Here is a 25,081-nt window from a genome sequence, read left to right as displayed (position 1 = left end):
TTTGACCCTTAGACCTTCTTATACCTCGCGTGAATGTTGTTCTTCTTCCACGTCCCTGCCTCTGAAAATTCACTGATGTCAAGAGAGAGCATCAGCCCGTGCGCGGCGTAAGCTTCGGCAAAATGCCCTTGCAGCACGGCAAACAGGGCGTCGCCCGTTTCCTTCTTGACCTCCTCGCTGCGGCCCGCGCCGATTTGCAGCCGCAGGTGCACAAAAGCGTCCGAGGCTTCGGAGGAATCGGCCAGCGCGTACTCGCTGAGGCGGTAGGCCCGCGCCCGGATGCCGCCCACCGGGAAAATGTTGGGCCGGGCCAGCAGCACGCCATTCAGGGCACGCAGCAGCTCAGGAATGCGCGGGTTCTGGATGTTGTCGGTGTATTCGAGGGTGAGGTGGGGCATGGGTCTTCCTTCGGAAGAGGTCTAAGGGTCTAAAGGTCGAAGAGTCGAAGAAAAACCTTAGACTCTCAGACTTTTAGACCCTTAGACGCGGCAAAGGCCGCTTACTTCCTCTCTCCTTCCTCGGCAATCAGAGGCTCGGCACTTTCGTCTTCCAGCGCCACCGGGTTTTCCAGTGCGCCCAGGCCGTCGATTTCCATGCGCATCACGTCGCCGGGGTGGACGTGGCTCACGCCTTCAGGGGTGCCGGTCAGAATCACATCGCCCGCTTCCAGCGTCATGAAACGGCTCATGAATTCAATCAGTTCCGGGGCGCGGCGAATCATGTCCGAGGTGTTGCCTTCCTGCCGCAGTTCGCCGTTGACATACGAGCGAATGCCCAGGTTGTACGGGTCGGGGATTTCGTCGGCGGTGACAAGATACGGCCCCATCGGGCCGAAAGTGTCCCAGCCCTTCGCCCGCATGGGGGGGCGGTAGTAGTTGGAGACGTAATCACGCACCACGAGGTCGTTGGCGATGGTGTAGCCGCCCACGTAGTCTTCGGCGTCCTTGGCTTTGACGCGGCGGGCATCGCGCCCAATCACGATGCCGAGTTCGCATTCGTAATGCATGTATTTCGCGCCACGCGGGTAAATCACCGTGCCCCGGTGCGGCAGCAGGCTGGTGTTCGGCTTGAGGAACATCACAGGTTCAGGCGGGGCCGAGAACCCCAGTTCCTTCACATGGTCGCCGTAGTTCAGCGCCAGCGCGATGACCTTGCCAGGCTTCAGCGGCAGCAGGAACTGCACGTCATCCGGATTGTGGGTTTCGCCTGCTGCGTCATGCAGCAGACCGTCTTTGCGGAGTTCACCCTTTAGGGTGCGTCCGTTGGCGATAAAGTTGGCGGTTTTCATCAGTTCTCCTTTGAGGCAAAGTCTAAGCCGCCAACCCCGCAAAACTCCAATGGCAGCGTCTGAGACGTAGATTCTGTAGGCATAAAAAGAGCTGGGCCATCCACCATCTCTGGCATGAACCAGCTGCCCCAGGAGAGCCTGGGGGCGGCCTCCGCTCTTTTTCCTGCACCAATACCTTCCCGCTCGACGTTTGGCCCTCCTTTTGCTCGCGGCAGAGTTGCCTGGCTCTTTGTTAGGTGCTTTGAAACTGGACAAATTATACGGATTCCGTCTGTTTCGTTAACAATTCGGGACAGCGCCGAATTGTTAACTCCACGCCCGGAACCCGTTTCTCTCCTACTCGCTTCGCTCGAATTAAATAGTTTTTGCAAACTATTTAACCGGAGTCCGTATTAGAGGAGCGGCCCGGTTTGACCCGCTCCGATTCACCTGGCCAGGTCGCAGACCACAGCGCTTAGCAGGGTCTGCTCTGCCCGAGCTTGGGCCCTATCCGGGCTGGGCTTCCATCTACAGCTTGCCCAAAGTGACGGACTCAGGGCTCAGATGAACCGCCCCGTGATGCTTCTCTTTTCGGCCCGCAGCCCGGTGGGTGGGCCTTCATACAGCACTTCGCCGCCCGCGTGGCCGCCTTCCGGCCCCAGGTCAACCAACCAGTCGGCTTGCCGAATCACGTCCAGTTGGTGCTCAATCAGAATCACGGTGTTTCCGGCGTCTACCAGGCGGTCAATCAGGCCCATCAGCAGGCCAATGTCGCTGAGGTGCAGACCGGTGGTGGGTTCGTCCATCACGTACACGCTGCCCTGCTTGTGCAGTTCGGTGGCCAGTTTCAGGCGCTGGCCCTCGCCACCCGATACGGTACTCAGCGGTTGCCCCAGCTTCAGGTAGCCCAGCCCCACGTCGTTCATGGCTTGCAGCACGGCCTTGATCTTCTTTTCGCTGAAAAAGGCCAGGGCTTCCTCGGCGGTCATGTCCAGCACCTCGCTGATGTTTTTGCCGCGCAGGTGGTACTCCAGCACTTCTGGCTTAAAGCGTTTGCCCCCGCAGACCTCGCACACCGAGGTGATGCCTTCCATAAACGCCAGGTCGGTATACACCACGCCCAGGCCGCTACAGTTCGGGCAACTGCCCTCGGAATTAAAGCTGAACAGCGCCGGGCTTGCGCCGCTGGCCTTGGCAAACGCCTTGCGGATGTCGTCCATGATGCCCGTGTAGGTGGCGGGGGCGCTGCGGCTATTTGCCCCAATGCGCGACTGGTCAATGACCACCGCTTCCGGGTGCTGGGCCAGAAAAATATCGTTAATCAGCGTGCTTTTGCCCGACCCGGCCACGCCCGTCACCACCGTCAGTACGCCCGTGGGGATGTTCACGGTCACGTTCTTCAGGTTGTGCAACTTGGCGTCCTTCACGGTCATCTGGCCCGTGGGCTGCCGCACCTTTTCTTTGATGGGCAGGGCGTTTTGCAGGAACCTTCCGGTGAGGGTGTCAGCCTGTTTCAGTTCGGCGTAGCTGCCTTCAAACACCACCTGCCCGCCGTGCGTGCCTGCCCCTGGCCCCATGTCCACGATGTGGTCGGCCACCTCAATCACGTCTGGGTCGTGCTCCACCACCAGCACGGTGTTGCCCTTGTCGCGCAGTTGCCGCAAAAGCCCGGTCAGGCGGGCCACGTCGCGGGCGTGCAGGCCCACACTGGGTTCATCCAGGATGTACAGCATGTCGGTCAGGCTGCCCCCCAGGTGCCGGATCATCTTCAGGCGCTGAGACTCGCCGCCCGACAGCGTGGCCGTTTCGCGCCCCAGGCTCAGGTAGCCCAGACCGATGTCTACCAGATGGCCCATGCGTTCCTTGAGCTTCGCGGCGATCTGTACGGCCAGCGGGTCGGTCAGTTGTTCGAGCCTGGCGATCACCTCGCCCGCTTCCAGATCAGACCACTGCGCGATATTCAGGCCGTCAATTTTCGAGGCCAGCGCCGCTGCGTTCAGCCGCCCACCCGCGCACACCGGGCACACCTGCGAGGTCACGAACCGCTCGAACACGGCGCGGCTGCGCTCGCTCATGGCCGCCGCGTCTTTTTTCAGGTACATGCGGTCAAAGCGCACCACCAGTCCCTCGTAGGTCATGTTGATTTCGCCCAAGCTCACCTTGAGGTCTTGCCCATGCAGCAGGTCGTGCAGTTCCTTTTCGGTGTAGTCCTGGATGGCCTTGTCGTTATCGAACAGGCCCGACATGGCGTAGGTCTTCCAGAGCCACTTGCCTGGCTTGAAGTCGGGGTGCAGAATCGCGCCGCCATTCAGTGACAAACGGCGATCCAGCAGGCGTCCCAGGTCAAGCTGGGTGGTGCGGCCTATGCCCTCGCACTCGGGGCACATCCCCTGCGGCGTGTTGAAGGAGTAGGCGTAGGCTGGCCCGGCACTGGGCACGCCTGCGCGTGAGAACAGCACCCGCAGCACCGCCGAAATGTCCGTGTAGGTGCCCACTGTGCTGCGCGAGCCGCCGCCCACGCGCTTCTGGTCAATGATGATGGGCGCGTTCAGGTGCGCGATTTCGTCCACGTCGGGCTGGCCGTAGTGCGGCAGGAAGCCCTGCACGAAGGCCGTGAAGGTTTCGTTGAGCTGGCGCTGGGCTTCGGCGGCAATCGTATCGAACACGAGCGACGACTTGCCAGAACCCGAAACACCCGTGAAAACGGTGATTTTGCCCTTGGGAATCTTCAGCGAGACGTTTTGCAGGTTGTTCTCGCGTGCGCCGGCAATTTCTATGAACTCGTGTGTGGTCATGCGTTCTCCTCGGTGGTGGGCAGAAAGAGTAAACCGTCGGCCTCGTGCAAAGTTTCGGGCCGCAGCGCCTGAACTCGGTAGTCGGTGTCGGTGCGTCGCCGCAGCGTGTCGGGAAATGGATGGTGACGGGTGGCGTACAGCGTAGGCGTGCTCATCTGCCCGCTCAAGAAGCCTTCCAGCGTGTCTGGCGCGGGTTCGGGTATGCCTTCGCCTATGCCGAGGGTGCTGGCAATAAAGGCATACTGCCCCCCCAGGCGCGTGTGCAGGTGTGCCCCGCCCCCCCACCACTCTGCCCGCTGCGACAGCGAAGCGAGGTTCATGCCACTCACGCCCCGCTGAAGGTGCAGGTTGTGGGCAAAGACTAGTGTAGGGCCGCGCCCTTGCTCCCGCTCCAGCACGGCGCTGAGGTTGTCGGCCATCATCAGGCCGCGCTGGGCCAGCATTCGCGCTATGCGGTCTGGGGCCACCTGCGCTATGACCGCGTGGTAACGCAGCAAACCCAGGGCGGTGCGGGCGTGCAACTGTGCCAGCCAGAAGCCGGGCTGGGCGTGCAGGCGCGGCGCTTCCTGTTCCAGCAGGGTATTCAGGTCATCTGCCAGCAGGCGCAGCGCTTTCGCTTCCGCTGTGTTGCCCACAGATTTCTCTGGATTCATCGCGGCAGCTTCGTTCGTCCAGCGGGCATCGTCGCCGCACAGTTCTTCAATCCTGGCGGCATCTGCCGGAAGTTCGCCCAGGTGCGCGGCCAGAAAAGTGTGCAGGGCCAGCAGACAGGCGCGGGGGCTGGCGGCCCACATGCTTTCCATCGGTGCATCGAAGCCGTAAAAGCGCACCTGCTCGGCCTCCGGACGGCCCGCGTTGTACTCGCGCAGCCACGCCACCAGTTCGCGGTTGGCGGCATACGCGCCGAAGCCGTGGCTCAAGCCTGTACTCATCACGTTATCCAGCGTGCCGGGGCCGCCCAGCGCGTAGTCGTTCACTTTCAGGCCCGCCAGCACGTCGCTTTCCAGGGCAATCGAGCGGAAGGCGTGTTCCTGCACCAGCACCTGAAATATCCGGTTGCGCCAGCGCGGAAAAGCCTGCACGCCGTGCGTCGGTTCGCCCAGGGCCAGCAGGCGGGGCGGGGTAGGCAGTGAGGCTAAAAATTGACGGAGGGCTTGCGGTTGGCTAATGTCCCAGCCCCTCATTTCGAGCGGTCTATGTTCTGGCATTCTCTTCTCCTTTCCAGAGGATGCACCCGCTCGGACAGCCCCATCTTCTCTGTGCTTTATGTGAGGATGCCCCACGGTGAGTCTTTAGCTGGGTTTAATCTTCGGCGAAAAGCCAAACGCCCGCCACGCGAGTACAAAGGCCAGCACTTCAAAAGCGGCACATGCGAACAGTGGCAGGCCCACGGGTACGCCCCGCGCCAGGGCGAAGGCAAACAGCCCAGCCACCAGCGGCGGTGCAAGCACGTTGGTCAGGTTGTTCAGGCTGGCAAGTGCGCCCTGCAACAGGCCCTGCTGGTCGGGGGCCACGCGGCCCGACACCGCGCCCTGCAAGGCCGGGGCGACCACTCCGCCCGCCGAGGACAGGACGATGCCCAGGTACAGCATCCAGGGCTGGCTGGCAAAGCCGTACAGCACGTAGGCCAGCGCCGAAATCAGTACGCCCCAGACCACGGTGCGGCGTTCGCCCCAGCGGGCCACCAGCGGCCCCACCAGTGCGCCTTGCGCCACGCCCTGCGTGACCCCCACCACTGCCAGCGATACGCCCACCTGTGCCACGTTCCAGCCAAAGCGGTGCGCGGTGTACAGCACCCACACGGCAATCAGGCCATTAAGCGAGAGGCAGGTCAGGGTGTACACACCAGTCAGCGGCAACACGTTTGGAAAGGTTCGCAGGGCCAGCAGTGCACCCAGCGGGTTGGCCTGCCGCCAGTTCAGCGGGCGGCGGTGCTCTGGCGGCAAGGATTCGGGCAGCACGAACAGGCCGTACAGCACGTTCAGCGCAGCCAGCCCGGCGGCCACCCAGAACGGCAAGCGCAGGTCAATGCCGCCCAGCACCCCGCCCAGCAGCGGCCCCACAATAAACCCCAGCCCAAAGGCGGCCCCCAGCAGGCCAAAGTTCTTCGCCCGGTCTTCCGGGGCGCTGATGTCGGCAATGTACGCGGTGGCGGTCACAAAGCTGGCTCCCAGCGCCCCCGCCACCAAGCGCCCCACCACCAGCCACGTCAGGTTCGGCGCAAGCGCGATAATCACGTAATCCGCCGCTAGCCCCAGCAAAGAGAGCAGCAGCACGGGCCGCCGCCCAAAGCGGTCACTGAGCGCCCCGATAAAACTGGCGAACAGAAACGACATCAGCGAGTAAAGCGCGATGAGAAGGCCATAAAACTGGGAGGCCAGAGCCACGTCGCCCCCCCCGAATGACTCGACCAGCCGGGGCAGCACGGGCGCAATCAGACCGCCGCCCAGCACGTCAATGATGACGGTCAGAAAGATAAAGCCCAGGCTGGCTTTGCGGATGGTTTGAGGCATAACAACTCCTTTTCCGTACCCGGCAGGGGATGCGGAAGCTGATGAGGGCCAGGATTTAAGCAGGAATAACGGCAGAACATACGTTGTTCCGTACAATGTACGAATAGGGCCATGATATTGTCAAGCCATGTCCCAGAAAGCTGCTGCTGACGACAAAAAGACAGACGGTAAGCCTGCGCCGCAGCCCGACCCCGCCCGCAGCCTGGCCCTGCTGTGGGGGTCTCACACCCGCCCTGGCAGAAATGGCCTGACCATCCGGGCCATTGTGGAAAAGGCCACCGAGCTGGCCGACGCCGAGGGGTTGGCAGCGCTATCTATGCGGCGGGTGGCCGAGGTGCTGGGCGTAGGCACCATGACGCTATACAGCTACGTGCCCGGTAAGGACGACCTGACTGACCTGATGGCTGACCGACTGATGGGCACGCTGTACAGTGACCCGGACGAACCGAAACGCTGCGGCCACTGGCGAGACGCGCTGCTGCTGATTGCCGAGCGCAACTGGCAACTGCACCTGAAGCACCCCTGGCTGGCCGAACTGGTCAGGCCGCGCCCCAGGCTGGGGCCAAACCTGGTGCAGAAGTACGACACCGAACTGCGTCCGCTGGACGGCATAGGCCTGAGCGATATAGAGATGGACGCGCTGCTGACGAACATCATGACGCAAGTAGAAGGCGCTGCCCGCCTGCACCACCGCCTGGAACGCGAAAAGCAGGACTCGGCGCAGACGGATGAGGAGTGGTGGCTGACCCAGGCCCCGGTGCTTGACCGTCTGCTGGACGCGCAGCGCTTTCCGGTGGCGGCCCGCGTGGGCCAGAGCTTTGGCGACGAAACGAAAGCGGCAGCCGCCCCCGAAATGACGCTGAAATTTGGACTAGAGCTACTGCTGGACGGAGTGGAGAAGAAGCTGGGCAAGACTTAGCCAAGCTGCGACCACCTCCGTTGAGAGATTCACTAGAGCAGGTAAACGTCGTATGGCCAAACACGCAGGCCAGGATTCAAGGATAGAGCTTCTGTACAGTTTGACCGCGCTCTACACGGCGGCTCTGCTCAGTCCCGGCTGATCACATGCACGTCCACGCCCCGTGTCTCACGCAGCACGTACTTGATGATGTCGCCGCGCAGCAGTTCGGCCCAGCGGCTGCGGCTGGTTTCGCCCATCACCATCTGGGTGGCGTGAACCCGCCGCGAATAGCCCACCAGCGCCGCGCCCACGCCCTCGCCCGGTTCCAGCACTTCAAAGTGGCCCCCCAGCGCCGCCGTGATCTCGCGGCACACGTCCAGCAGGCGCGACTGCTCCTGGGTCAGGCGGTCTGAGCGCACCGTGACCACATGCAGTTCGCCGTGCAGCCGCTCGGCCAGTTGCCCGCCCCGGCGAATCAGGCGGGCGGCGGTGTCCTCGGCGGCAATGGCGACCACCACCACCTCATGCGCGGCGGGCTGGCCGTCGGGCACGTCCATTTCGACCGCCTGGGCCACATGCCGCAGCGCGATTTCCCGCAGCGCCGTCAGGTTGGGCAGCGTGAAAAAGTTGCTCAATGACTGCTCGACTTTTTCGGGGTCGTAGATTTTCCCGGCCCGCAGCCGCGCCCGCAGGTCTTCGGGGGGCAGGTCAATGAGAACCAGTTCGTCGGCGTCGTGCAGCACGTGGTCGGGCACCCGCTCGCGCACCCGCACTCCGGTCAGGCGGGCCACCGTGTCGTTCAGCGATTCGAGATGCTGCACGTTCATGGTGGACAGCACATGAATCCCCGCGTCCCGCAGCGCTTCCACGTCCTGCCAGCGCTTTTCGTTGACACTGCCGGGGGCGTTGGTGTGCGCCAGTTCGTCGATCAGCACGATGTCGGGGCGGCGCTGGATCAGGCCGTCCAGGTCGAGTTCAGTGACGGTGGTACTGCCGCGAACTATTTCCCGCCGTGGAAAGACGGGCAAACCTTCCGCCGCCCCTATCGTCTCCTTGCGCCCGTGCGTTTCCAGCACGCCGATGAGGGCGTCCTCGCCGCTTTGTAGCCGCTCGCGCAGTTCGTTCAGGGCGCGGTAGGTTTTGCCCACGCCCGCCGCCATGCCGATAAAGATGCGGTGCGTGCCGCGTTGGGGCTGCGGCGGCTGCGCGGGGTCACGCTGAAGGGTCAGGCGGATGGGGTCGGGCATGATTTCCCTTTTGCGGATTCTGCGGATTTTGCGTAAACTGATGTGAGGTGAAGCCCATGACCCAGACCCCACCCCGCGCCCTGCTGACCGTGATGGAAGCCGCCCGCCGCCTGCACGTCAGTGACGACACGTTGCGGCGGCAGATTCGGACGGGTGATTTGCCCGCTGTACAGGTCGGCACCACGCCTACGGGCCGCCCCCGCTACCGCATCCCTGTGCAAGCGGTTGAGGAACGGCTGGGCCACAGCGCCGAATTGCCCGCGCTGGAGCGCTTGCGACTGGCTTTTGCCCAACTGAGCGAGAGCCAGCAGGAAGCCCTGATTGCCGAGGCGGTGGCCTGGGCCAGAAGCGAAACGCCCACTCCAGACCACCCCCGTCAGGCCGCGCTGAGCCGCGAAGAAATTGCCGCACGGGTCACTGAGCGTGGGCGTGCCCTGCTGAAGGCTCAGGACTGAATCTTGTCTGCGCCTCTGCGCCTCATTCCCGACATCAACGTGCTGCTGAGCGGGCTGACCAGCACCAGAGGGCCGTCGCGTGAGCTTTATCTGGCGGCGCGGCGCTTCGAGGTGCAGTTCGTCCTGGCCGAGGAGCATCTGGAAGAGCTGGCCCGCGTGCTGACCTATCCCGCAGTGTTGCGGCTGGGCAGCGGCATCACGCCTGCGGACGCTTTTGCGCTGGCGGTCGACCTGCACCGCATGACCGAAATCGCTCACCTGACGACACACCACGACTGGCCTTCTTGCCCTGACCCCAAGGACTGGTATCTGCTGGATTTGTTGGTGCAGGCACAGGCCGACGCCGTGGTTTCGAAAGACAGCCACCTGCTGAACGCGGGCCGTCATCTGGGACTGCCTATCGTCGAGCCGAAAACGGTCATGACCTTCATCCGCTGAGCCTCACTGCCCGTCCAGACTCAGGTTCACCGCCAGCACATTCACCCGTTCCTCGCCCAGCACGCCCAGTTGCCGCCCCGTCAGGTGGGCGCGAATGACCTTTTCCACGTCAGCGGGCTGGATGCCCCGCGCCTGAGCGATGCGATTCACTTGCAGCAGGGCCGTCGCCAGCGACACGTCCGGGTCGAGGCCACTGGCCGAGGCGGTCACGGCGTCGACGGGCACGGGCGCGTTCTCGGTCAGGCCGTTTTCTTTGCGAAAGGCGGCGATGCGTTCCTGCACGGCGTCCCTGAGTTTGGCATTGGTCGCGCCCCAGTTGCTCGCGCCGCTGTTTTCGGCGTTGTAGGGTTCGGGGCCGCTGCCGTCGGTCTTGTTCGTCATGGAGGGCCGCCCGTGCAGGTACTGCGGCGCGGTGAAATTCTGGCCCAGCACCGCCGAGCCGACCACCTTGCCGTTCTGGGAAATCAGGCTGCCCGCCGCCTGCTGAGGCAGCAGCGCACCCGCCACCGCCGTGGTCAGCAGCGGGTAGCCCAGCCCGCACACCAGCGTGAACAGGCCAGCGGCCAGAAAGGACGTGAGCAACAGGCGCGGCAGCGGCGCAGCGGGGGCGGGTTCGGGGTGAGAGGGAAGGGTGTCGGGGTGAAGGGAAGTGGTCATGGGTTTTTCCTTTGCAGAAGGCAGATGGCGGATGGCAGATGGCTAAAGGCGGAAGGCTTTTTGCCTTTGACCCTCTCCGCTGGGGAGAGGGCCTCGCGCAGCGAGGGGTAAGGGGTTACTTCACCACCACGCCCTGCACCATTTGCAGGTGGTCGGCAATCGGCCCCAGCGTCAGCGCAGGCAGGAAGGTGAGTGCGCCCACAATCAGGATGATGCCGACGGTCAGCGCCCCGAACAGCGGCGTGTCGGTGGGCAGGGTGCCGGAGTTGGCGGGCGTGCGGCGTTTGGCGGCCAGCATTCCGGCCACGGCCAGCATCGGCAGCAGCGTCAGGTAGCGCCCGAACAGCATGGCGAGGCCGATGGTGAGGTTGTAAAAGGGCGTGTTGGCCCCCAGGCCCGCGAAGGCCGAGCCGTTGTTGGCGGTGCCGGAGGTGTAGGCGTACAGAATCTCGGAAAAGCCGTGTGCGCCGGGGTTGTTCAGGCTGGCGAGCGCGCCGGGCGTCACAGCGGCCAGGGCGGTGAAGCCCAGGATGCTCAGCGGGTGGGCCAGCACCGCCAGCATCACCAATTTCACTTCACGCGCCTCGATCTTTTTGCCCAGGAATTCGGGGGTACGTCCGACCATCAGCCCGGCGATAAACACGCTCAGAATCAGGTACTGCACGAAGTTGATAAAGCCCACGCCCTTGCCGCCGAACACGTTGTTCAGCATCATTTGCAGCATCGGCACAAAACCGCCCATCCCCGTGTACGAGTCGTGCATGGAGTCCACGCTGCCCGTCGTGGCGGCGGTGGTGGTGGTCGCAAAGAGGGCCGTCTGCGCGATGCCAAAACGGACTTCCTTGCCTTCCATGTTGCCGCCCGCGTGGGTGGCGGTCATGGTCTGCTCCGCGCCCAGCTTGCTCAGGATGGGGTTGCCCGCCTGCTCGAAGCTGTACACCGTCGCCAGGAAGCCCAGGAACATCACCAGCATGCCGCCGAAAATCACCCAGCCCTGCTTGAGGTTGCCCAGCAGCCGCCCGAACGCGTAGGTGAGCGCCGAGGGAATCAGCAACATGGACAGGATGTGCAGCGCATTGGTCAGCGGCGTGGGGTTCTCGAAGGGGTGCGCGGCGTTCATGGAGAAGAAGCCGCCGCCGTTGGTGCCGATGTGCTTGATGCTCTCCAGGCTGGCGACGGGGCCGAGCGCAATCTTCTGGGTCGCGCCTTCCAGCGTGGTGGCGGTGGCGTAGGCGTTCAGGGTCTGGGGCATGCCCTGCCACACGAACACCAGCGCCAGCGCAAAGCACACGGGCAGCAGCACGCGGTAAATCAGGCGGGTAATGTCCACCCAGAAGTTGCCCAGGTTCGCGCCACTCTTGCCCGCCAGCCCGCGCATGAACGCCGCCGCGCCCGCAAAGCCCGTGGCCGCCGAGGTGAACATGAAGGTCGTGATGACCGCCATTTGCGAGAAGTACGAGAGGCTCTGCTCGCCGCTGTACGCCTGCCAGTTGGTGTTGGTCATGAAGCTGACCACCGTGTTCCAGGCGAGGTCGGGCGACTGCGCGGCCAGCCCCGCCGGGTTCCAGGGCAGGACTCCTTGCAGCCGAATCAGCAGGTAAGCCAGCAGCAACATGGCGAGGTTGGAAGCCACAATTGCCAGCCCGTACACCTTCCAGTTCATGCCGTGCGCCGGGTCAACCCCCAGCAGGCGGTACGTCAGGCGCTCGGGCGCGGTGTGGCGCTGGCCCGCGAACACGCCGTACAACCAGTTGCCCACCGGAATCACCAGCGCGGTCATGATGGCGAGCAGCAGCACGAATTGCAGAATTGAGGCCGACATCAAAAGTCCTCCGGACGAATCAGCGAGTACAGCAGGTAGCCGAACAGCAGCAGGGAAATAAGGGCGAGAGCGAGAATCATAATTTGTCCATGCCTTTCAGATAGGCGGCGCACAGGGCGAAAAAGACGATGAGGAGCAGGGGAAGGAGGATGTCCATAGGGGTTCCTTTGTTGATGGTTGATAGTGGACGGTTGGTGGGCTTTTTGCGGCACTGGCAAAGCGTTTGCGGTTTCACCCCTCAGTCAGCTTCGCTGCCAGCTCCCCTCAAAGGGAGCCGAGAACAGCGTCCCTCCTGTCTCCCCTCTCAGGGGAGATGCCCGAAGGGCAGAGGGGTCTTTTCACCGCATAAACGGCGTAATCAGCAGGTCAATCAGCTTGATGGCGACAAAGGGCACCAGGATGCCGCCGCCGCCGTACACCAGCAGGTTGCGCGAGAGCATCTGCGCGCCGCTCATGGGCTTGTAGGGAACACCTTTCAGGGCCAGCGGAATCAGGACGGGGATGATGATGGCGTTGAAAATCACGGCGCTCAGCACGGCGCTGGTGGGGCTGTGCAGGCCCATCACGTTCAGCACGCCCAGTTGCGGGTAAGCCGTGACGAACAGCGCGGGCAGGATGGCGAAGTATTTGGCGACGTCGTTGGCGATGGAAAAGGTGGTCAGCGCACCGCGTGTAATCAGCAGGCCCTTGCCGATTTCCACCACTTCCAGCAGCTTGGTGGGGTCGGAGTCCAGATCCACCATGTTGCCCGCTTCCTTGGCGGCCTGCGTGCCGGAGTTCATGGCGAGGCCCACATCGGCCTGCGCCAGCGCGGGGGCGTCGTTGGTGCCGTCGCCCATCATGGCGACCAGCTTGCCCGCCTGTTGCTCGCGCCTAATCATCTCCATCTTGTCTTCGGGGGTCGCCTCGGCCAGAAAGCCGTCCACGCCCGCTTCCCTGGCAATCGCCTCGGCGGTCAGCGGGTTGTCGCCCGTGATCATCACGGTCTTGAGGCCCATGCGGTGCAGCTCGGCAAAGCGTTCACGGATACCGGGTTTGATGATGTCCGAAAGTGCGACCACACCCAGCAGGCGGTCATTTTCAATCACGGTGAGCGGTGTTGCGCCCTGCCGCGAGACTTCATCGGTGAGCGCGGAGAGTTCGGGGGGAATGCGCCCGCCGCGCTCCTGGGCGAGTGCCGAAATGCGGCTGCCTGCGCCCTTGCGGATGGAGGTCGTGCCGAAGTCAATGCCGCTCATGCGCGTCTGGGCGGTGAATTCGATGAACTCGGCCCCGGCGGGTTCGGCGGCACTGACGCCCAGGCTGTTGGCCAGCGCCACGATGCTCTTGCCTTCGGGGGTGGGGTCGGCCAGGCTGCTCAGCAGGGCGGCCTTCGCCAGTTCGGCCTCGGTCACGCCGGGCAGCGGGTGAAATTTGGTCGCCATGCGGTTGCCGATGGTGATGGTGCCGGTTTTGTCGAGCAGCAGCACGTCCACGTCGCCCGCCACTTCCACTGCCTTGCCGCTCTTGGCAATCACGTTGGCTTGCAGCGCCCTGTCCATCCCCGCGATGCCGATGGCGGGCAGCAGGCCGCCGATGGTGGTGGGAATCAGGCAGACCAGCAGCGCGATCAGCGTCACGGCGCTGGCGGGCGCACCCGCGTACACGGTGAACGGGTAGAGCGTGACCACCGCCAGTAGGAAAATGAGCGTGAGGCCGCTCAGCAGGATAGACAGCGCGATTTCGTTGGGGGTTTTCTGGCGGCTCGCGCCTTCCACCAGCGCAATCATGCGGTCGAGGAAGCTCTCGCCCGCGCCCGAAGTCACCCGAATCACGATGTAGTCAGACAGCACTTTGGTGCCGCCCGTCACGCCGCTGTGGTCGGTGCCCGCCTCGCGGATGACGGGGGCCGATTCGCCCGTGATGGCACTCTCGTCCACGCTGGCGAGGCCCTCGATAATCTCGCCGTCGGCGGGAATCATCTCGCCCGCTTCGACCACCACCAGGTCGTCGCGCTTGAGGACGGTGCCCGCTACCACTTCCTCGCGGCCATTCACCAGGCGGCGGGCCTTCACATCCTCACGGGCGGAGCGCAGTGACGCCGCCTGCGCCTTGCCGCGTGCCTCGGCCAGCCCTTCGGCAAAGTTGGCAAACAGCACCGTCAGCAGCAGCAGCCCCGTGATGGTCAGTTCGTAGCCCCAGGGCTTGCCCGTGAGCAGGTTGGCAATGGTGAGGTACGCGGTGAGGATGGTGCCCACGTACACCACGAACATCACCGGATTGCGGGCCTGGTCGCGGGGCGAGAGTTTGGTGAAGCTGGCCCGCACCGCATTCCGCACCAGTTCGGGCGCGAAGATGGATTGTTTTTGCTGGGTGGGGGCGGCGGTCATGGCGTCCACCTCGTCAGGAAGTCCTTCATACCCCCGAATGCTCGGCCAGGGGCGGGCGCGGCGGTATCGGTCAGGTGGCCAGGGTGATTGGCCACCTGGCCAGTTGGACTGGGCTGCACCGTGCCGGGGGCCAGGATCATTCACCGGAACCGCTCCTGAAAGCCCCGCAGCATTGGCCAGTTGACCAGTACCGTGAGCCCGGTTCAACCCGCTAGCCTGAGCCAAATGGCGAGACCAACCAACCGCGAAATGTTGCGTGAACTGTTTGCGCCGCCCCGCCTGCCGCTGAGCGAGCCGGTGGTCTGGGGGGTGTCCCTGACCCTGCTGGCGCTGGTGCTGGCTTTTGACATCGCCACGCCCGCTTCGTTCGCAGTGGGCACGGTGCTGAGTGCAGCGGTGGCCCTGGCCGCCCTGGGCGAATCCAAGCGGGCCGTGTGGCCGCTGACCCTGCTGGCCGTGCTGGCCAACGTCATCGCTGGGGTCTGGAACGGTGCCCGTGACGGCGTGGAGGAGTACCACCTCGCCAACCGCGCCGTCAGCATTCTGAGTGTGCTGCTGGTGGGCTACCTGACTTACCGGGCGCGTGAAGCGTCCGAAAAGGCCGCAGCTCTGCGTGAAGAGGAACATCAGCTGGAGCGGGAGCGGGCACGGCGGCAACTGGCCGAAGACCTGGGCGGTCCGCTCGGTCAGGCCGAATTTGTCGAGCGGGCAGCGGCGGCCCTGCAAAAGCTGACCGGCGCAGTTCACGTCGAGATTGGCGCGGTGGACCGGGCGGTCCTGCGGCAGCCCTACGCCCTGGCGCTGGCTCCCGACCTGCCCCCGACCGCGCACCAGAGCCGCCTGGACACCCGCATTCCACTGGAATTCCTGGCGCACCCGGTGGGAGCCGGGGACGTCTGGGCTGCCGAAGGGGGGCATGTTTTTCTGGCCCGCCTGCGCCGCCCCACCGAAGGCGACTTGCTGCTGATTCTGACCGCTCCCAAAGCCTCACCGGGAGTCACCGAACTGGCCGTCCGTACCCTACAGCCCCTGCTAGAGCGCACCGCCCTGCTGGACGACCTGCGCCACAATCAGGAACTGCTGGCCGAACGCGGCGAACTGCTGCGCGATCTGGTGTACGCCTTCTCGCATGATCTGCGCACGCCCTTGCTAGCCAACGCGGTCAACATGAAAGCCGCGCTTAGGGGCGCGTATGGTGAGCTGCCCGCCGCCTACTGCGCCACGCTGGAAAATGGCCTGACCGCCAACGAAGCGCTCCTGAACCTGGCAGACCAGCTGCTCAGCGTCGCCAAATACGAGAGTGGCGAGGCCGCCGCTCAAGAAGCACAGAGCGTACGCCTGCGCGAACTGGTCCTGGGCGTGGTGAGCGAATTGCAGCCGCGTGCTCAGGCCAAGCAGCTCACGCTCGACACCCAGCTCAGCGGCGTGACCGTGCAGGGCCACCGTCACGACCTGCGCCGCGCCGTGCAGAACCTGCTCGACAATGCCATCAAGTTCGCGCCAGTGGGCGGCACCGTGGCCGTGCAGCTGAGCCGGGGCAGCGCTGGAGTCACCCTGACCGTGCAGGATAGCGGCCCCGGTATTCCCCATGAGCGAATGGCCCGCTTGTTTCAGCGGTTCAGAGGCGGCGGGGCGGGCAGCGGCAGTGGCCTGGGCCTCTACCTCACCCGCCGCATCGCCGAAGCCCACGGCGGCACTGTGCGCTACAGCCGCACACCGCAGGCGCAGAGCCAATTCACGCTGACCCTTCCGGAGTAGCCATGCCTGAACTCGTCCGTATTCTCCTGGTCGAAGATCACGCCTTTACCCGTGATGGCCTGCGGGCCACCCTCAGCCTGGAGCCTGACTTGCAGGTGGTGACCGAAGCCCGCAGCGGCGAGGAGGCGCTGGAACTGCTGGAGCAGCATGCCGTAGACCTCGCGGTGGTGGACATCGGTCTGCCGGGAATGGACGGCATCGCCGTTGCCCGCGAAATCAAGCGCCGCTGGCCCACGGTGCGTATCGTCATGCTGACCGCCCATGACCTGCGGGAAGAAGTGTTCGCCTCGCTCGCTTCGGGCGCAGATGCCTACTGCCTCAAATCCGCCAGCCCGGAGCTGTTACTGCTGGCCATCCGCGCAGCGGCGGCGGGCAGTGCCTACCTTGACCCCCAGATTGCCCACCATGTCCTGGGCGGGGTACGGCTCCCCGAAACCCAGTCTCCCCTGACGCCCCGCGAACTGGAGGTGCTGCGGCTCATCGCCGAGGGCCTGCCCAACCGGGAAATCGCCGAAGCGCTCTGCATCAGCGTCAGCACAGTCAAGCTGCACGTTCAGGAGATTCTGCTCAAGTTGCAAGCGGCGGACCGGACCCAGGCGGCGGTCAAGGCCCTGAGGGCAGGGCTGCTATAGCGGGCCACAGAGATACGCCACAGAGTACGCAACACGCTGGGCACCTCCCACATCTCCAGAGGTGCCCCAGCGCCCGTATCAGCCCGCCGCCCTGAGCAGGCGGGTGGGCCAATGCTACGCGGCTACATGTTGTTGATGTACGCCTTCACGTCACTGTTGAAGGTTCCGGCAAACGCTTTGTCGGTGTAGATGCGGGTCTTGCCGTTCACGGTCAGCCACACTTTGAAGGCGTCGTGCTTGGTGTCGTAGGCCACCAGAGAGTTGTTGGCCGCGCAGTGGTGGGGCTGGCAGCCGGTCACAGCAATCACGCCGCCTGCATGTTGCAGGGTGGACACGGTCCCAAAGTTCTTTTGCAGGAAGCGGGCGTTCACCAGGCCCATCAGGTTTTCCAGGCGGGGCTTGACCGCAGGCTGGGTCACGAAGGCGCGGGGCTGGGCAGCGAGTGAGGTGTTTACCTGGACTGGTCCCATGCCTCCGGCCTGAGCGCTGACAGCACCAGCGGCGAAAACGGTCATCACAGCGGTCATCAGGTTCTTGTTCATGGCCCAAGCTTACCGGGCTGGCTCTCAGACAGCAGGCCATTTCTGCGCACACAATGCACTTCAGGCACAGAAGGCACAAAACCCAGAGAGGAGCTTTCTCCTGCATTCAGGAGGGGTACCTTGGGGCCATGACCATCTCCCGCCCAGTGCGTGGCCGCAGCCTGCGCTCAGAACTGCTGCTCTGGCAGCTGGGCAGCCTGCTGCTGGTGATTGTGGCCCTGGGGGGCGGCACAGTCCTCTTTACGCAGAACTATGTGCGGTCTCAGTTCCTGGACATCCGCAAATCCCAGGCCGAAGCGGTGCTGCACGGCACTGACCTGGCGCTGGGATTACAGGACGCTGCCGACGAACAAACCCGTGACGACTGGATGGCGCACTGGCGTGAGCAGGGCGGCGCGGCGCTGCTGGCGGGCTGGAACGAACGCGGCGAGATGTCGTTCGATGCCCTCACCCTGGAACTGGCCCACGCCTTTATTGGGGAAGGGGGGCAGCCCCTCTTTGGGGAGGGAGAGGGCGTCCTGAACGTGGAGGGAGAACCGTACTACTGGCGCAGCGAGGTGCTGTTCGGGGGCCAGCAGCTGGCGGGGCAAGCGGTGGTGGCGTTCAGCCTCCCCAGCCGCATGAACCTGCTACAGGCCGTGACTCAGCAGCAGTTCCCGCTGATTTTGGGGGCGCTGGCTTTCGCCCTGCTGAGCTCGTGGCTGATGTGGCGGCGGCTGCGGCGCACCCTGCTGGACCTGGAACCTGCCGACATCGCGGCGCTGACCGTGCGCCAGCGGCAGCTGCTTAGCACGGTGCCAGACGGCGTCATGCTCGTGGACGCCGCCGGGATGGTCACCCTGGTCAATGAGCCAGCGGCCCAGGCGCTCGGTCAGCCGGACCTGCCAGGACACCTGAAACAGGTCTGGCCCCAACTGGCCGCGCTGCCCACGGGCGAAGAGCTACGCCGCTGGCCGCTGCCACTGGCGGGCCGGGTGGTGCTGGTCAACCTGACGCCGCTGCGGGAAGGCGGCTTTCTGGTGGCCCTGACAGACCGCGAGGAAGCCACGCGCCTGGCCGAGCAGCTGACCGATACGCGCCGTTTTATAGACGCGATGCGGGCGCGAACCCATGAGTACGGCAACCGCCTGCACATCATCGCCGGATTTCTGCAACTGGGGCGAAACAGCGAGGCCCTGCAAGTGATTCAAGACGAGTTGGAAGCCGAAGTGGGACTGAATCAGGCGCTGGCCGCCGTTGCCGAGCCCCGCGTGGCCGCGCTCCTGGCCGGCAAAGCAGCCCGCGCCCATGAACTGCGCCTCACACTGATCATTGAGCCAGAAAGCGAAGTGCCGCTCCTCTCCCCTGTCCAGGCGGATACGCTCGTCACGGCGCTGGGCAACTACATCGAGAACGCCTTTGAAGCTTCGGCGGGTGAGGTGCGGGTAGGGATTGGGCTGGACCCCTACGGCCTGAGTGCCGAGGTCCGTGATGACGGCCCCGGTGTTCCAGCAGGTCTGAACCCGTTTGCTCCTGGCCAGACCAGCAAAGGCGCAGGCCGGGGCCAGGGGCTGGCCGGGGTGGCGGCTCTGGCTCAGGCGGTGGGCGGCGAGGTCTGGCACGAAAGGCAAGGCCCCTGGACCGTCTTCGGGCTCAACCTGCCGCTGGAGTGAAGGGCCGCTGGAGTGAAGGGCCGCTGGAGTGAAGGGCCGCTGGAGTTCTGGGCCACCACCCGCACCGAGCCAGGCAGCACCGATAATGCGGCCATGTCTGCCTGTTACACCGCTGTCATGATTGAAGACGACCCGCTTGTGGCTCAGGTCAACCAGGGGTATCTGGACGGACGGCCCGAGTACCAGGTGCTCGGCACCGCCCAGACGCTGGCTGAGGGCCGCCCCCTGCTGCGCCAGCACCGTCCCGACCTGCTGCTGCTGGACGTGTATTTGCCCGACGGCAGCGGCCTTGACCTGCTGGCCGAAGCGCGGGCCGAAGGCTGGATTCAGGACGTGATTCTTCTGACCGCAGCGCGGGACGCCGCCAGTGTCCAGGCCGCTCTTAGCGGGGGCGCAGCGGACTTCCTGATCAAGCCGTTTACACGCAGCCGCCTGTACGCTGCCCTGGACACCATCCAACAGCGCCACGAAGCCATGCGCGGCGGCGAACGCGAGTTCACCCAGGGCGCACTGGACCGCCTGCTGGGACACGCCAAGCCGCAACATCTGCCCAAGCGCGTAGAAGCCCACACCCTCGAAAAAGTAGGCGAAGTCCTGCGGGCCTCCTCTGCGCCCATGAGCGCCGAAGAAGTGGGGCGCGAACTGGGCATCAACAGAGCGACGGCCTGGCGCTACCTGGAGCAGCTGACAGGGCTGGGACAAGCGGAGCTGGATATGGAATATGGCGGCCTGGGCAGGCCAACCAAGCGCTACCGCTGGTGCGTGGCCCCGCGCAGCTGAGGCGCTCAGGGCAGGGCAGCACAGCCGAAGGCAAACAGAGCCAGCGGGCAGGACATCTGCCATTGTGGACAAAATTGTCCTCTTTAGAATGGTCGCTATGAATGCACAGCAGATTCAGCTGGTCAAAGCCACCGTGCCCGCCCTGCGCGCCCACGGGGAGGACATCACCCGTCACTTTTACGCCGATATGTTCAGGGCTCACCCAGAGCTGCTGAACATCTTCAACCCGGCCAACCAATCCACCGGCAAGCAGGCCCGCTCGCTGGCCGCTTCGGTGCTGGCCTACGCCGAGCATATTGACGACGCCGGGCGGCTGGGCGGCATGGTGGAGCGCATCGCCCACAAGCATGTCAGCCTGGAGGTGCAGCCCGAGCACTACCCCATCGTCGGGGAGCATCTGCTGGGGGCCATTGCAGCGGTGCTGGGCGACGCAGCCACGCCCGAAATCCTGGACGCCTGGGCCGCCGCCTACGGCCAGCTCGCTGAGCTCATGATCCGGGTTGAAGGCGAGATGTACACCGCTGGAGCCACGCAGCCGGGCGGCTGGCACGGGTTCAAACCGTTCCGCGTGACCGAGAAAAAAGCCGAGAGCAGCGAAATCACTTCCTTTGTGCTGGAACCCGTTGATGGGCAGCCCCTGCCACGCCACCGCGCCGGACAATACCTGGCCCTCCGGGTCAAAGTGCCGGGCCAGGAGCATTTCCAGATTCGCCAGTACAGCCTCTCGGCTCCCTGGGATGGCCGCCGTTACCGCATCTCGGTCAAACGTGAGCCGGGCGGTCTGGTGTCCGGCCACCTGCATGACGGGGTGCGGGTCGGCAGCGAGTTGGCCGTACACCTGCCCGCTGGCGACTTCACGTTGCCGGAGCCAGGCAGCGTAGGCTCTGGCGCCGTCCGGCCCCTGGTCATGCTCAGTGGCGGCGTAGGCATCACGCCCCTGCTGGCGATGCTGCGGGAACTGCTGGAACAGGGCTCATCGCGTCCGGTCACGTTCGTTCATGCGGTGCGGGGCCGCGAGGTCCAAGCCTTTCATGACGAAATCACCGGGCTGATCACTGCCAACCCGCAGGTCAAGCGGGCCACCTTTTACGAGACGGTCTCGGAGGGGGACATGCCCGGCGTCCACTTTGACCAGGCAGGCCAGATTTCGCTGGACGCCCTGCGGCCTTATCTGCCAGCAGACGCGCAGCAGGCAGACTACTACTACTGCGGTCCAGTCGGCTTCGTGGACGCTGTAGAAGCACTGTTGGACGCACTTCGGGTGCCTGCCACCCAGCGGTTCACCGAAACTTTTGGCCCCAGCCAGAGCTTCAGCGCGGTGATTCCCGCCTGAGGGCACCGCAGCGGCCAGCAGCGCAGGCGCAGAGAGAACATGAAGAGATAAAGTAACGGCTGAAGGCCGCTTCCCCCCTCTTCAGAGCGCTTCAAGGAGTGTCATGTTTTCCCAAACTGCCGAGTATGCTCTGCGCGCCGCGGTTACCCTGGCCGAAGCTGGCAGCAGTCTCAGCACTGCCCAGCTGGCGGAGCGAACCCAGGTGCCGGCGCAGTACCTGTCCAAAGTGCTTCAGGGCCTACAGCGGGCAGGACTGCTCCAGGCCCTGCGCGGCAAGTATGGTGGCTACCGCCTGACCCGCCCACCGCAGGACATCTCTATTCTCGACGTGGTGAACGCGGTAGACCCCGTGCAGCGTATCCAGCGCTGCCCCCTGGGCCGACCAGCCCATGCCCTCGCCCTGTGCCCGCTGCATCAGCAGATGGACCAGGCCATCGCGCAGATTGAGCAGACCCTGGGCGCACAGAGCCTGGCTGCCGTGGTGGAGCAGGGCAAGACGGGACCGGAACCAGAAGGCTTGCTGCATCTGGGTCAGGCGCAGCCGCAGAGCTAGCCCCGCCCAGCCAGAGCTAAGTCTGCGCCTGCTGGCGTGCCACCTCCCCTGCCAGCCGGCAGAGGTCCTCAGCCACCCGGTAGCTGCTGACTAGCGAACGCAGCGGCAGAAATTCAAAGCGCGAATGAAAATTGTGCGCCCCCGTAAAGAAGTTGGGGGTGGGCAGGCCACGCACCGACAGCGCAGAACCATCGGTGCCGCCGCGCATAGGCACCACCTGCGGCGTCAGGCCCTGAGCGGCGAAAGCGGCTTCCAGCAGGGTGACGGCGCGGCGGTCATCGCCCAGGGCGTCCGCAATATTGCTGTAGACGTCCTCCAGGCGCAGCGTAATGACTGCTCCGGGATGTTGCTGCCGGGTTTCCTGCACGATCTCTTCTACGTGGGCCTTGCGCCGGGCAAATTCCTGGCGGTCAAAATCCCGGATATTCACGTTCAGCCGGGCACGCGCCGCACCAGCTTGCAGGTCCGTGACATAGAAATACCCTTCGCGCCCCTCGGTATGTTCGGGCGTCTCCAGCCGGTCCAGCCGGGCAATCAGGTCACACGCCACCAGCACCGGATTGACCAAGACCCCTTTGGCCGAAATAGGATGCGCTGGGACGCCTTCAATCTCCACTTCGGCAGCAGCGGCATTGAAGGTTTCATAGACGAAGCTGCCCAGCTGCTCGGTATCGATGGTATAGGCAAACTCCGGCGCAAAGCGGTTCAGGTCAAGCACTTTGGCTCCGCGTAGGCCAATTTCCTCGTCTGGCACGAAGGCCACATACAGGTCACCACAGGGAAAAGGGCTGCGCTGTAGCCGCGCCAGCAGCTCCATGATGACAGCGATAGCGGCCTTGTTGTCAGCCCCCAGCACACTGGTCCCATCACTGAAAATGATCTCCTCGCCAGTGTACGGAGCAGCTTCGGGATGCTCCTGTGGCAGAAACCAGATGTCTGGATTCCGCCGCAGGGCCACCGGCTCACCCGTATATGTCAGGACCTGCGGGCGAATCTCAGGCGAGAGGCCCACATCTACCGTATCCAGGTGCGCCACGAAGCCGATGCCCGGCGCACCCGGCAGGTCACCAGGTCGCCGCGCCGTCAGGATGCTCTGCTCATCCAAATGAACGTCCTGTAGGCCCAGCGCCCGGAGTTCACCGGCCAGCAGCTCGGCCAACTCGCGCTGACCAGGGCTACTCGGCAGGCTCTGGACTGAGGCGTCACTCTGACTTGGGACCGCCACATACCGGAAGAACCGGCGGGTGAGGGCTTCCCCCAATTCTGCCTGGTCCAGTTCTCCCAGGTCGCCGGGAAGGCCCTCAGTGTCCGGGGCATCTCCGGTCACGGCGTCTCCCCTTTGCTGAGGTCCTTGTAAAAGTAGCCCGTCAGCTGGTTGTAGTCTTCGGGCGCTATGCCGCGCAGCGTATCAGCGTAGGCCTCAATGCCCAGCTCTACCGGCAACAGCACGTACAGCCCTTCGGCCTGTGCCAGTCGGGCAATCTCAGAGTAAAGCTCCTGCTGGCGGGCGTCATCGGGCTCATAGCGGGCTTCGTCCACCAAGCGGGTCAGCTCCGGCGTGCTGATGTGGTTGTACGAGGCATACAGCCCGTCTGGATGATAAAAAGTGCGGTAAAAATTGTCCGACTCGGCAAAAGCGGCCAGCCAGCGGCCCGTCCGCAGCACCTCAATGTTCGAGGGGCTGATCAGGTCACTCCATTGTTTGGGGACCACATTGACCTTGAATTTGGGATTCATGGCTTCCAGGCCCTGCTTGAGAACTTCCAGGCTGGTCTGCTGCGTGGTGGACCCCTCACGGTAGGCGGCATTCAGCGTAAAGCCCTGTTCCCAGGCCTGCCCGCCGTGCGCCGCCCGGCAGTGGGTTTCGGCAGCGGCCAGGTCCATCTCAGGCACTGGAATGCTGGGATCGTAGCCGAAGAACCGGGGCGGAAGCAGGACATTGCGCCGCTCGCCTTTGCCGCGCAGCACGGCGTCCGCATAGCCTACGTAGTCAAAGGCCTTCACGAAGCACAGCCGCATGTCACGGTCTGCGAAAAAGTTAGGGGGAACGCCGTCGCCCCAGTTGCCGCTTCCCAGATTGGTGCTGCCTTCCGCATTCTGGTTCATGTGCAGCGCCGCCGCCTCGTAGGAAGGCAGGTCATCCACAATCCGGATGCCTGGCTTACCAGCCAACTGCGTTTCGATCACTTCACGGCTGCCAGGCTCGGCAATATCAGCGTCACCGCTGAGCAGGGCCTGAATGCGCGAAGCCTGCTCGGGCACCAAGCGGCGAACCACACTTTTGAGTGCTGGGGCTCCATCCCAGTAGTCTTCAAAAGCCAGCAGCGTGATGTCGGTGGCATTGGCGCTATCGACCCGGTAGGCTCCTGTACCACTGGGCTGCTCAGCCAGTTTGCTTTCGTCCAAGTCGCGGCCCACCCAGTCTTTCCAGCTTGCTTCGGTGCCGTCCCACTCCCCCAGCCCTGTGGCATGCTCACGGTCCACGATGCCCTGCGCCGCAAAAGTGAGCCGCTCCAAAAAGGCAGGTTCCGGACGCGGCAGCGTGAAGACCAGCTGCTCACCTTCACACTCCACGGCGCGGTCAATCCGGTCCCAGGTGATCGAAGGATCATCAGCCGCGTTGGCCTGGGTGCCCAGCAGCGGCTCTGACAGATACCAGATGCTGGAACTGGGCGAGTTGGTCACCATGCTGCGCTCATAGGTGTATTCCGCGTCCAGGCACCGCAGGGGGTTCCCACTATGGAACTTCACGCCAGGACGCAGATCAAAGCGGTAAGTCAGTCCGTCTGCGGACGTATCCCACTTCGTCGCCAGCACCGGCTCAAAGCTGGTCACCGAATCGTCGGCATACACGAGCAGAGTTTCATAGACGTTCTTCATGACCGAGATGCTGGCCGAGTCCGTCATGGCCGCAGGGTCCATGGTGGGAATATCGGCGCTATTCATGACAATCAGCGAGTCGGGCCTCTTGCCTGCCGAGGTCGCCGAAGCGGTAGGAGCCGAAGTCGCCGCACCTGATGAGGAAGCCGCCGAAGACGTGCCCGCGCCAGTGCCTGCCTTCTCCGGCGCACATGCCCCCAAAGCCAACGCCACTGTCAACACGAGAGGAATAGCCTTTCCCATTCTTACCCCCTTAGGCATTCACCGGACTGGATTGTTATCCGGTTGCAAGAGTATGCCACAGCCTTACTTAACAGCTGCACGGGTTAAGGAGCACCGGGCGAGCACCGAGAGAACACCGGGGGCAACTACGGAGGCTTTAGAGAGAGCGTCAAAGCTTCTTGATGACAGTGCATGGTCAGGTGTCAGCACATAACAGGGCAGCTGCACATAACGTTATGTGCAGCTGCGTCTGAGCGGCATGGAC

23 protein-coding genes are annotated in these 25,081 nt (G+C 64.1%); 9 read left to right on the top strand and 14 right to left on the bottom strand.

From position 1 onward, the window contains the following. Positions 1-8: 8 nt before the first annotated feature. From IE158_RS07110 to IE158_RS07090, 5 genes are all read right to left on the bottom strand, one after another. On the bottom strand, positions 9-398 hold the full coding sequence (locus IE158_RS07110; RefSeq protein WP_189642964.1) for a 5-carboxymethyl-2-hydroxymuconate Delta-isomerase: 390 nt from the start codon (positions 396-398) through the stop codon (positions 9-11). A gap of 101 nt (positions 399-499) precedes the next feature. Then, complete coding sequence (locus IE158_RS07105) at positions 500-1,288, bottom strand: fumarylacetoacetate hydrolase family protein (RefSeq protein ID WP_189642963.1); 789 nt, start codon at positions 1,286-1,288, stop codon at positions 500-502. A 539-nt stretch (positions 1,289-1,827) separates the two neighbouring features. Further along, a complete protein-coding gene (locus IE158_RS07100; protein WP_189642962.1) occupies positions 1,828-4,062 on the bottom strand; it encodes an ATP-binding cassette domain-containing protein in 2,235 nt (744 codons plus the stop codon). Further along, complete coding sequence (locus IE158_RS07095; RefSeq protein WP_229838973.1) at positions 4,059-5,270, bottom strand: erythromycin esterase family protein; 1,212 nt, start codon at positions 5,268-5,270, stop codon at positions 4,059-4,061. Before IE158_RS07095 ends, IE158_RS07100 begins: the two co-directional genes overlap by 4 nt. Before the next feature lie 84 nt (positions 5,271-5,354). Continuing rightward, a complete protein-coding gene (locus IE158_RS07090) occupies positions 5,355-6,575 on the bottom strand; it encodes a TCR/Tet family MFS transporter (protein ID WP_189642961.1) in 1,221 nt (406 codons plus the stop codon). A gap of 127 nt (positions 6,576-6,702) precedes the next feature. On the opposite strand from IE158_RS07090, the gene IE158_RS07085 reads away from it, so the two are divergent. Next, positions 6,703-7,494: a TetR/AcrR family transcriptional regulator gene (locus IE158_RS07085; protein WP_189642960.1), complete on the top strand. Its 792-nt coding sequence runs from the start codon at positions 6,703-6,705 to the stop codon at positions 7,492-7,494. Positions 7,495-7,622: 128 nt separating this feature from the next. On the opposite strand, the gene IE158_RS07080 is transcribed toward IE158_RS07085, so the two are convergent. Next, positions 7,623-8,723: a sensor histidine kinase KdpD gene (locus IE158_RS07080; RefSeq protein WP_189642959.1), complete on the bottom strand. Its 1,101-nt coding sequence runs from the start codon at positions 8,721-8,723 to the stop codon at positions 7,623-7,625. Between the two features lie 56 nt (positions 8,724-8,779). On the opposite strand from IE158_RS07080, the gene IE158_RS07075 reads away from it, so the two are divergent. Continuing rightward, the gene (locus tag IE158_RS07075) at positions 8,780-9,178 is read left to right on the top strand and encodes a helix-turn-helix domain-containing protein (protein ID WP_189642958.1); all 399 of its coding nucleotides are present in this window, start codon (positions 8,780-8,782) and stop codon (positions 9,176-9,178) included. Positions 9,179-9,181: 3 nt separating this feature from the next. Next, on the top strand, positions 9,182-9,616 hold the full coding sequence (locus IE158_RS07070) for a putative toxin-antitoxin system toxin component, PIN family (protein ID WP_229838972.1): 435 nt from the start codon (positions 9,182-9,184) through the stop codon (positions 9,614-9,616). 3 nt (positions 9,617-9,619) lie between these two features. Here IE158_RS07070 and kdpC read toward each other — a convergent pair whose 3' ends face one another. The 5 genes from kdpC to kdpB form a co-directional block, all read right to left on the bottom strand. Then, a complete protein-coding gene (gene kdpC / locus IE158_RS07065) occupies positions 9,620-10,273 on the bottom strand; it encodes a potassium-transporting ATPase subunit KdpC (RefSeq protein ID WP_189642957.1) in 654 nt (217 codons plus the stop codon). Between the two features lie 115 nt (positions 10,274-10,388). After that, complete coding sequence (kdpA, locus tag IE158_RS07060; protein WP_189642956.1) at positions 10,389-12,095, bottom strand: potassium-transporting ATPase subunit KdpA; 1,707 nt, start codon at positions 12,093-12,095, stop codon at positions 10,389-10,391. Continuing rightward, complete coding sequence (gene kdpF / locus IE158_RS13575; RefSeq protein ID WP_229838979.1) at positions 12,095-12,175, bottom strand: K(+)-transporting ATPase subunit F; 81 nt, start codon at positions 12,173-12,175, stop codon at positions 12,095-12,097. Before kdpF ends, kdpA begins: the two co-directional genes overlap by 1 nt. Continuing rightward, the gene (locus tag IE158_RS13570; protein ID WP_229838980.1) at positions 12,172-12,330 is read right to left on the bottom strand and encodes a hypothetical protein; all 159 of its coding nucleotides are present in this window, start codon (positions 12,328-12,330) and stop codon (positions 12,172-12,174) included. Before IE158_RS13570 ends, kdpF begins: the two co-directional genes overlap by 4 nt. Positions 12,331-12,433: 103 nt before the next feature. Beyond that, positions 12,434-14,464 (bottom strand): potassium-transporting ATPase subunit KdpB, encoded by a 2,031-nt coding sequence (gene kdpB, locus IE158_RS07050; RefSeq protein ID WP_189642954.1) that lies wholly within the window; start codon positions 14,462-14,464, stop codon positions 12,434-12,436. A 225-nt stretch (positions 14,465-14,689) separates the two neighbouring features. Here kdpB and IE158_RS07045 point away from each other — a divergent pair, with 225 nt between their 5' ends. Next, complete coding sequence (locus IE158_RS07045) at positions 14,690-16,222, top strand: sensor histidine kinase (protein ID WP_189642953.1); 1,533 nt, start codon at positions 14,690-14,692, stop codon at positions 16,220-16,222. A gap of 2 nt (positions 16,223-16,224) precedes the next feature. Then, positions 16,225-16,854, top strand: a complete 630-nt coding sequence (locus tag IE158_RS07040; RefSeq protein ID WP_189642952.1) for a response regulator — start codon at positions 16,225-16,227, stop codon at positions 16,852-16,854. 122 nt (positions 16,855-16,976) lie between these two features. On the opposite strand, the gene IE158_RS07035 is transcribed toward IE158_RS07040, so the two are convergent. Then, positions 16,977-17,396, bottom strand: coding sequence for an Ivy family c-type lysozyme inhibitor (locus IE158_RS07035; protein ID WP_189642951.1), 420 nt, complete (start codon positions 17,394-17,396; stop codon positions 16,977-16,979). 128 nt (positions 17,397-17,524) lie between these two features. Here IE158_RS07035 and IE158_RS07030 point away from each other — a divergent pair, with 128 nt between their 5' ends. The 4 genes from IE158_RS07030 to IE158_RS07015 all read left to right on the top strand — a co-directional run bounded on the left by IE158_RS07030 (position 17,525) and on the right by IE158_RS07015 (position 21,714). Beyond that, on the top strand, positions 17,525-19,048 hold the full coding sequence (locus IE158_RS07030) for a sensor histidine kinase (RefSeq protein ID WP_189642950.1): 1,524 nt from the start codon (positions 17,525-17,527) through the stop codon (positions 19,046-19,048). A 12-nt stretch (positions 19,049-19,060) separates the two neighbouring features. After that, the gene (locus tag IE158_RS07025) at positions 19,061-19,828 is read left to right on the top strand and encodes a response regulator (protein ID WP_229838971.1); all 768 of its coding nucleotides are present in this window, start codon (positions 19,061-19,063) and stop codon (positions 19,826-19,828) included. A gap of 97 nt (positions 19,829-19,925) precedes the next feature. Then, a complete protein-coding gene (hmpA, locus tag IE158_RS07020) occupies positions 19,926-21,161 on the top strand; it encodes an NO-inducible flavohemoprotein (protein ID WP_189642949.1) in 1,236 nt (411 codons plus the stop codon). 103 nt (positions 21,162-21,264) lie between these two features. Next, complete coding sequence (locus tag IE158_RS07015) at positions 21,265-21,714, top strand: RrF2 family transcriptional regulator (RefSeq protein ID WP_189642948.1); 450 nt, start codon at positions 21,265-21,267, stop codon at positions 21,712-21,714. Positions 21,715-21,730: 16 nt separating this feature from the next. On the opposite strand, the gene pepT is transcribed toward IE158_RS07015, so the two are convergent. Both pepT and IE158_RS07005 read right to left on the bottom strand, forming a co-directional pair. Continuing rightward, positions 21,731-23,041 carry a peptidase T gene (pepT, locus tag IE158_RS07010; RefSeq protein WP_229838970.1) on the bottom strand — a complete coding sequence of 437 codons (1,311 nt, stop codon included), beginning with the start codon at positions 23,039-23,041 and terminating at the stop codon, positions 21,731-21,733. Further along, complete coding sequence (locus IE158_RS07005; protein ID WP_229838969.1) at positions 23,038-24,816, bottom strand: ABC transporter substrate-binding protein; 1,779 nt, start codon at positions 24,814-24,816, stop codon at positions 23,038-23,040. Before IE158_RS07005 ends, pepT begins: the two co-directional genes overlap by 4 nt. Positions 24,817-25,081 lie beyond the last annotated feature (265 nt).

The sequence above is a fragment of the Deinococcus piscis genome, assembly GCF_014653275.1.
Taxonomy (GTDB): domain Bacteria; phylum Deinococcota; class Deinococci; order Deinococcales; family Deinococcaceae; genus Deinococcus; species Deinococcus piscis.
Note: the sequence above shows the minus strand (reverse complement) of the source record. Positions and strands in the feature narration are given on the sequence as shown.

Excerpts from the sequence above, each read along its gene's own strand:
- IE158_RS07110 (WP_189642964.1), bottom strand. The coding sequence starts at position 398 with ATGCCCCACCTCACCCTCGAATACACCGACAACATCCAGAACCCGCGC.
- IE158_RS07105 (WP_189642963.1), bottom strand. The coding sequence starts at position 1,288 with ATGAAAACCGCCAACTTTATCGCCAACGGACGCACCCTAAAGGGTGAA.
- IE158_RS07100 (WP_189642962.1), bottom strand. The coding sequence starts at position 4,062 with ATGACCACACACGAGTTCATAGAAATTGCCGGCGCACGCGAGAACAAC.
- IE158_RS07095 (WP_229838973.1), bottom strand. The coding sequence starts at position 5,270 with ATGCCAGAACATAGACCGCTCGAAATGAGGGGCTGGGACATTAGCCAA.
- IE158_RS07090 (WP_189642961.1), bottom strand. The coding sequence starts at position 6,575 with ATGCCTCAAACCATCCGCAAAGCCAGCCTGGGCTTTATCTTTCTGACC.
- IE158_RS07085 (WP_189642960.1), top strand. The coding sequence starts at position 6,703 with ATGTCCCAGAAAGCTGCTGCTGACGACAAAAAGACAGACGGTAAGCCT.
- IE158_RS07080 (WP_189642959.1), bottom strand. The coding sequence starts at position 8,723 with ATGCCCGACCCCATCCGCCTGACCCTTCAGCGTGACCCCGCGCAGCCG.
- IE158_RS07075 (WP_189642958.1), top strand. The coding sequence starts at position 8,780 with ATGACCCAGACCCCACCCCGCGCCCTGCTGACCGTGATGGAAGCCGCC.
- kdpC (WP_189642957.1), bottom strand. The coding sequence starts at position 10,273 with ATGACCACTTCCCTTCACCCCGACACCCTTCCCTCTCACCCCGAACCC.
- kdpA (WP_189642956.1), bottom strand. The coding sequence starts at position 12,095 with ATGTCGGCCTCAATTCTGCAATTCGTGCTGCTGCTCGCCATCATGACC.
- kdpF (WP_229838979.1), bottom strand. The coding sequence starts at position 12,175 with ATGATTCTCGCTCTCGCCCTTATTTCCCTGCTGCTGTTCGGCTACCTG.
- kdpB (WP_189642954.1), bottom strand. The coding sequence starts at position 14,464 with ATGACCGCCGCCCCCACCCAGCAAAAACAATCCATCTTCGCGCCCGAA.
- IE158_RS07045 (WP_189642953.1), top strand. The coding sequence starts at position 14,690 with ATGGCGAGACCAACCAACCGCGAAATGTTGCGTGAACTGTTTGCGCCG.
- IE158_RS07040 (WP_189642952.1), top strand. The coding sequence starts at position 16,225 with ATGCCTGAACTCGTCCGTATTCTCCTGGTCGAAGATCACGCCTTTACC.
- IE158_RS07035 (WP_189642951.1), bottom strand. The coding sequence starts at position 17,396 with ATGAACAAGAACCTGATGACCGCTGTGATGACCGTTTTCGCCGCTGGT.
- IE158_RS07030 (WP_189642950.1), top strand. The coding sequence starts at position 17,525 with ATGACCATCTCCCGCCCAGTGCGTGGCCGCAGCCTGCGCTCAGAACTG.
- hmpA (WP_189642949.1), top strand. The coding sequence starts at position 19,926 with ATGAATGCACAGCAGATTCAGCTGGTCAAAGCCACCGTGCCCGCCCTG.
- IE158_RS07015 (WP_189642948.1), top strand. The coding sequence starts at position 21,265 with ATGTTTTCCCAAACTGCCGAGTATGCTCTGCGCGCCGCGGTTACCCTG.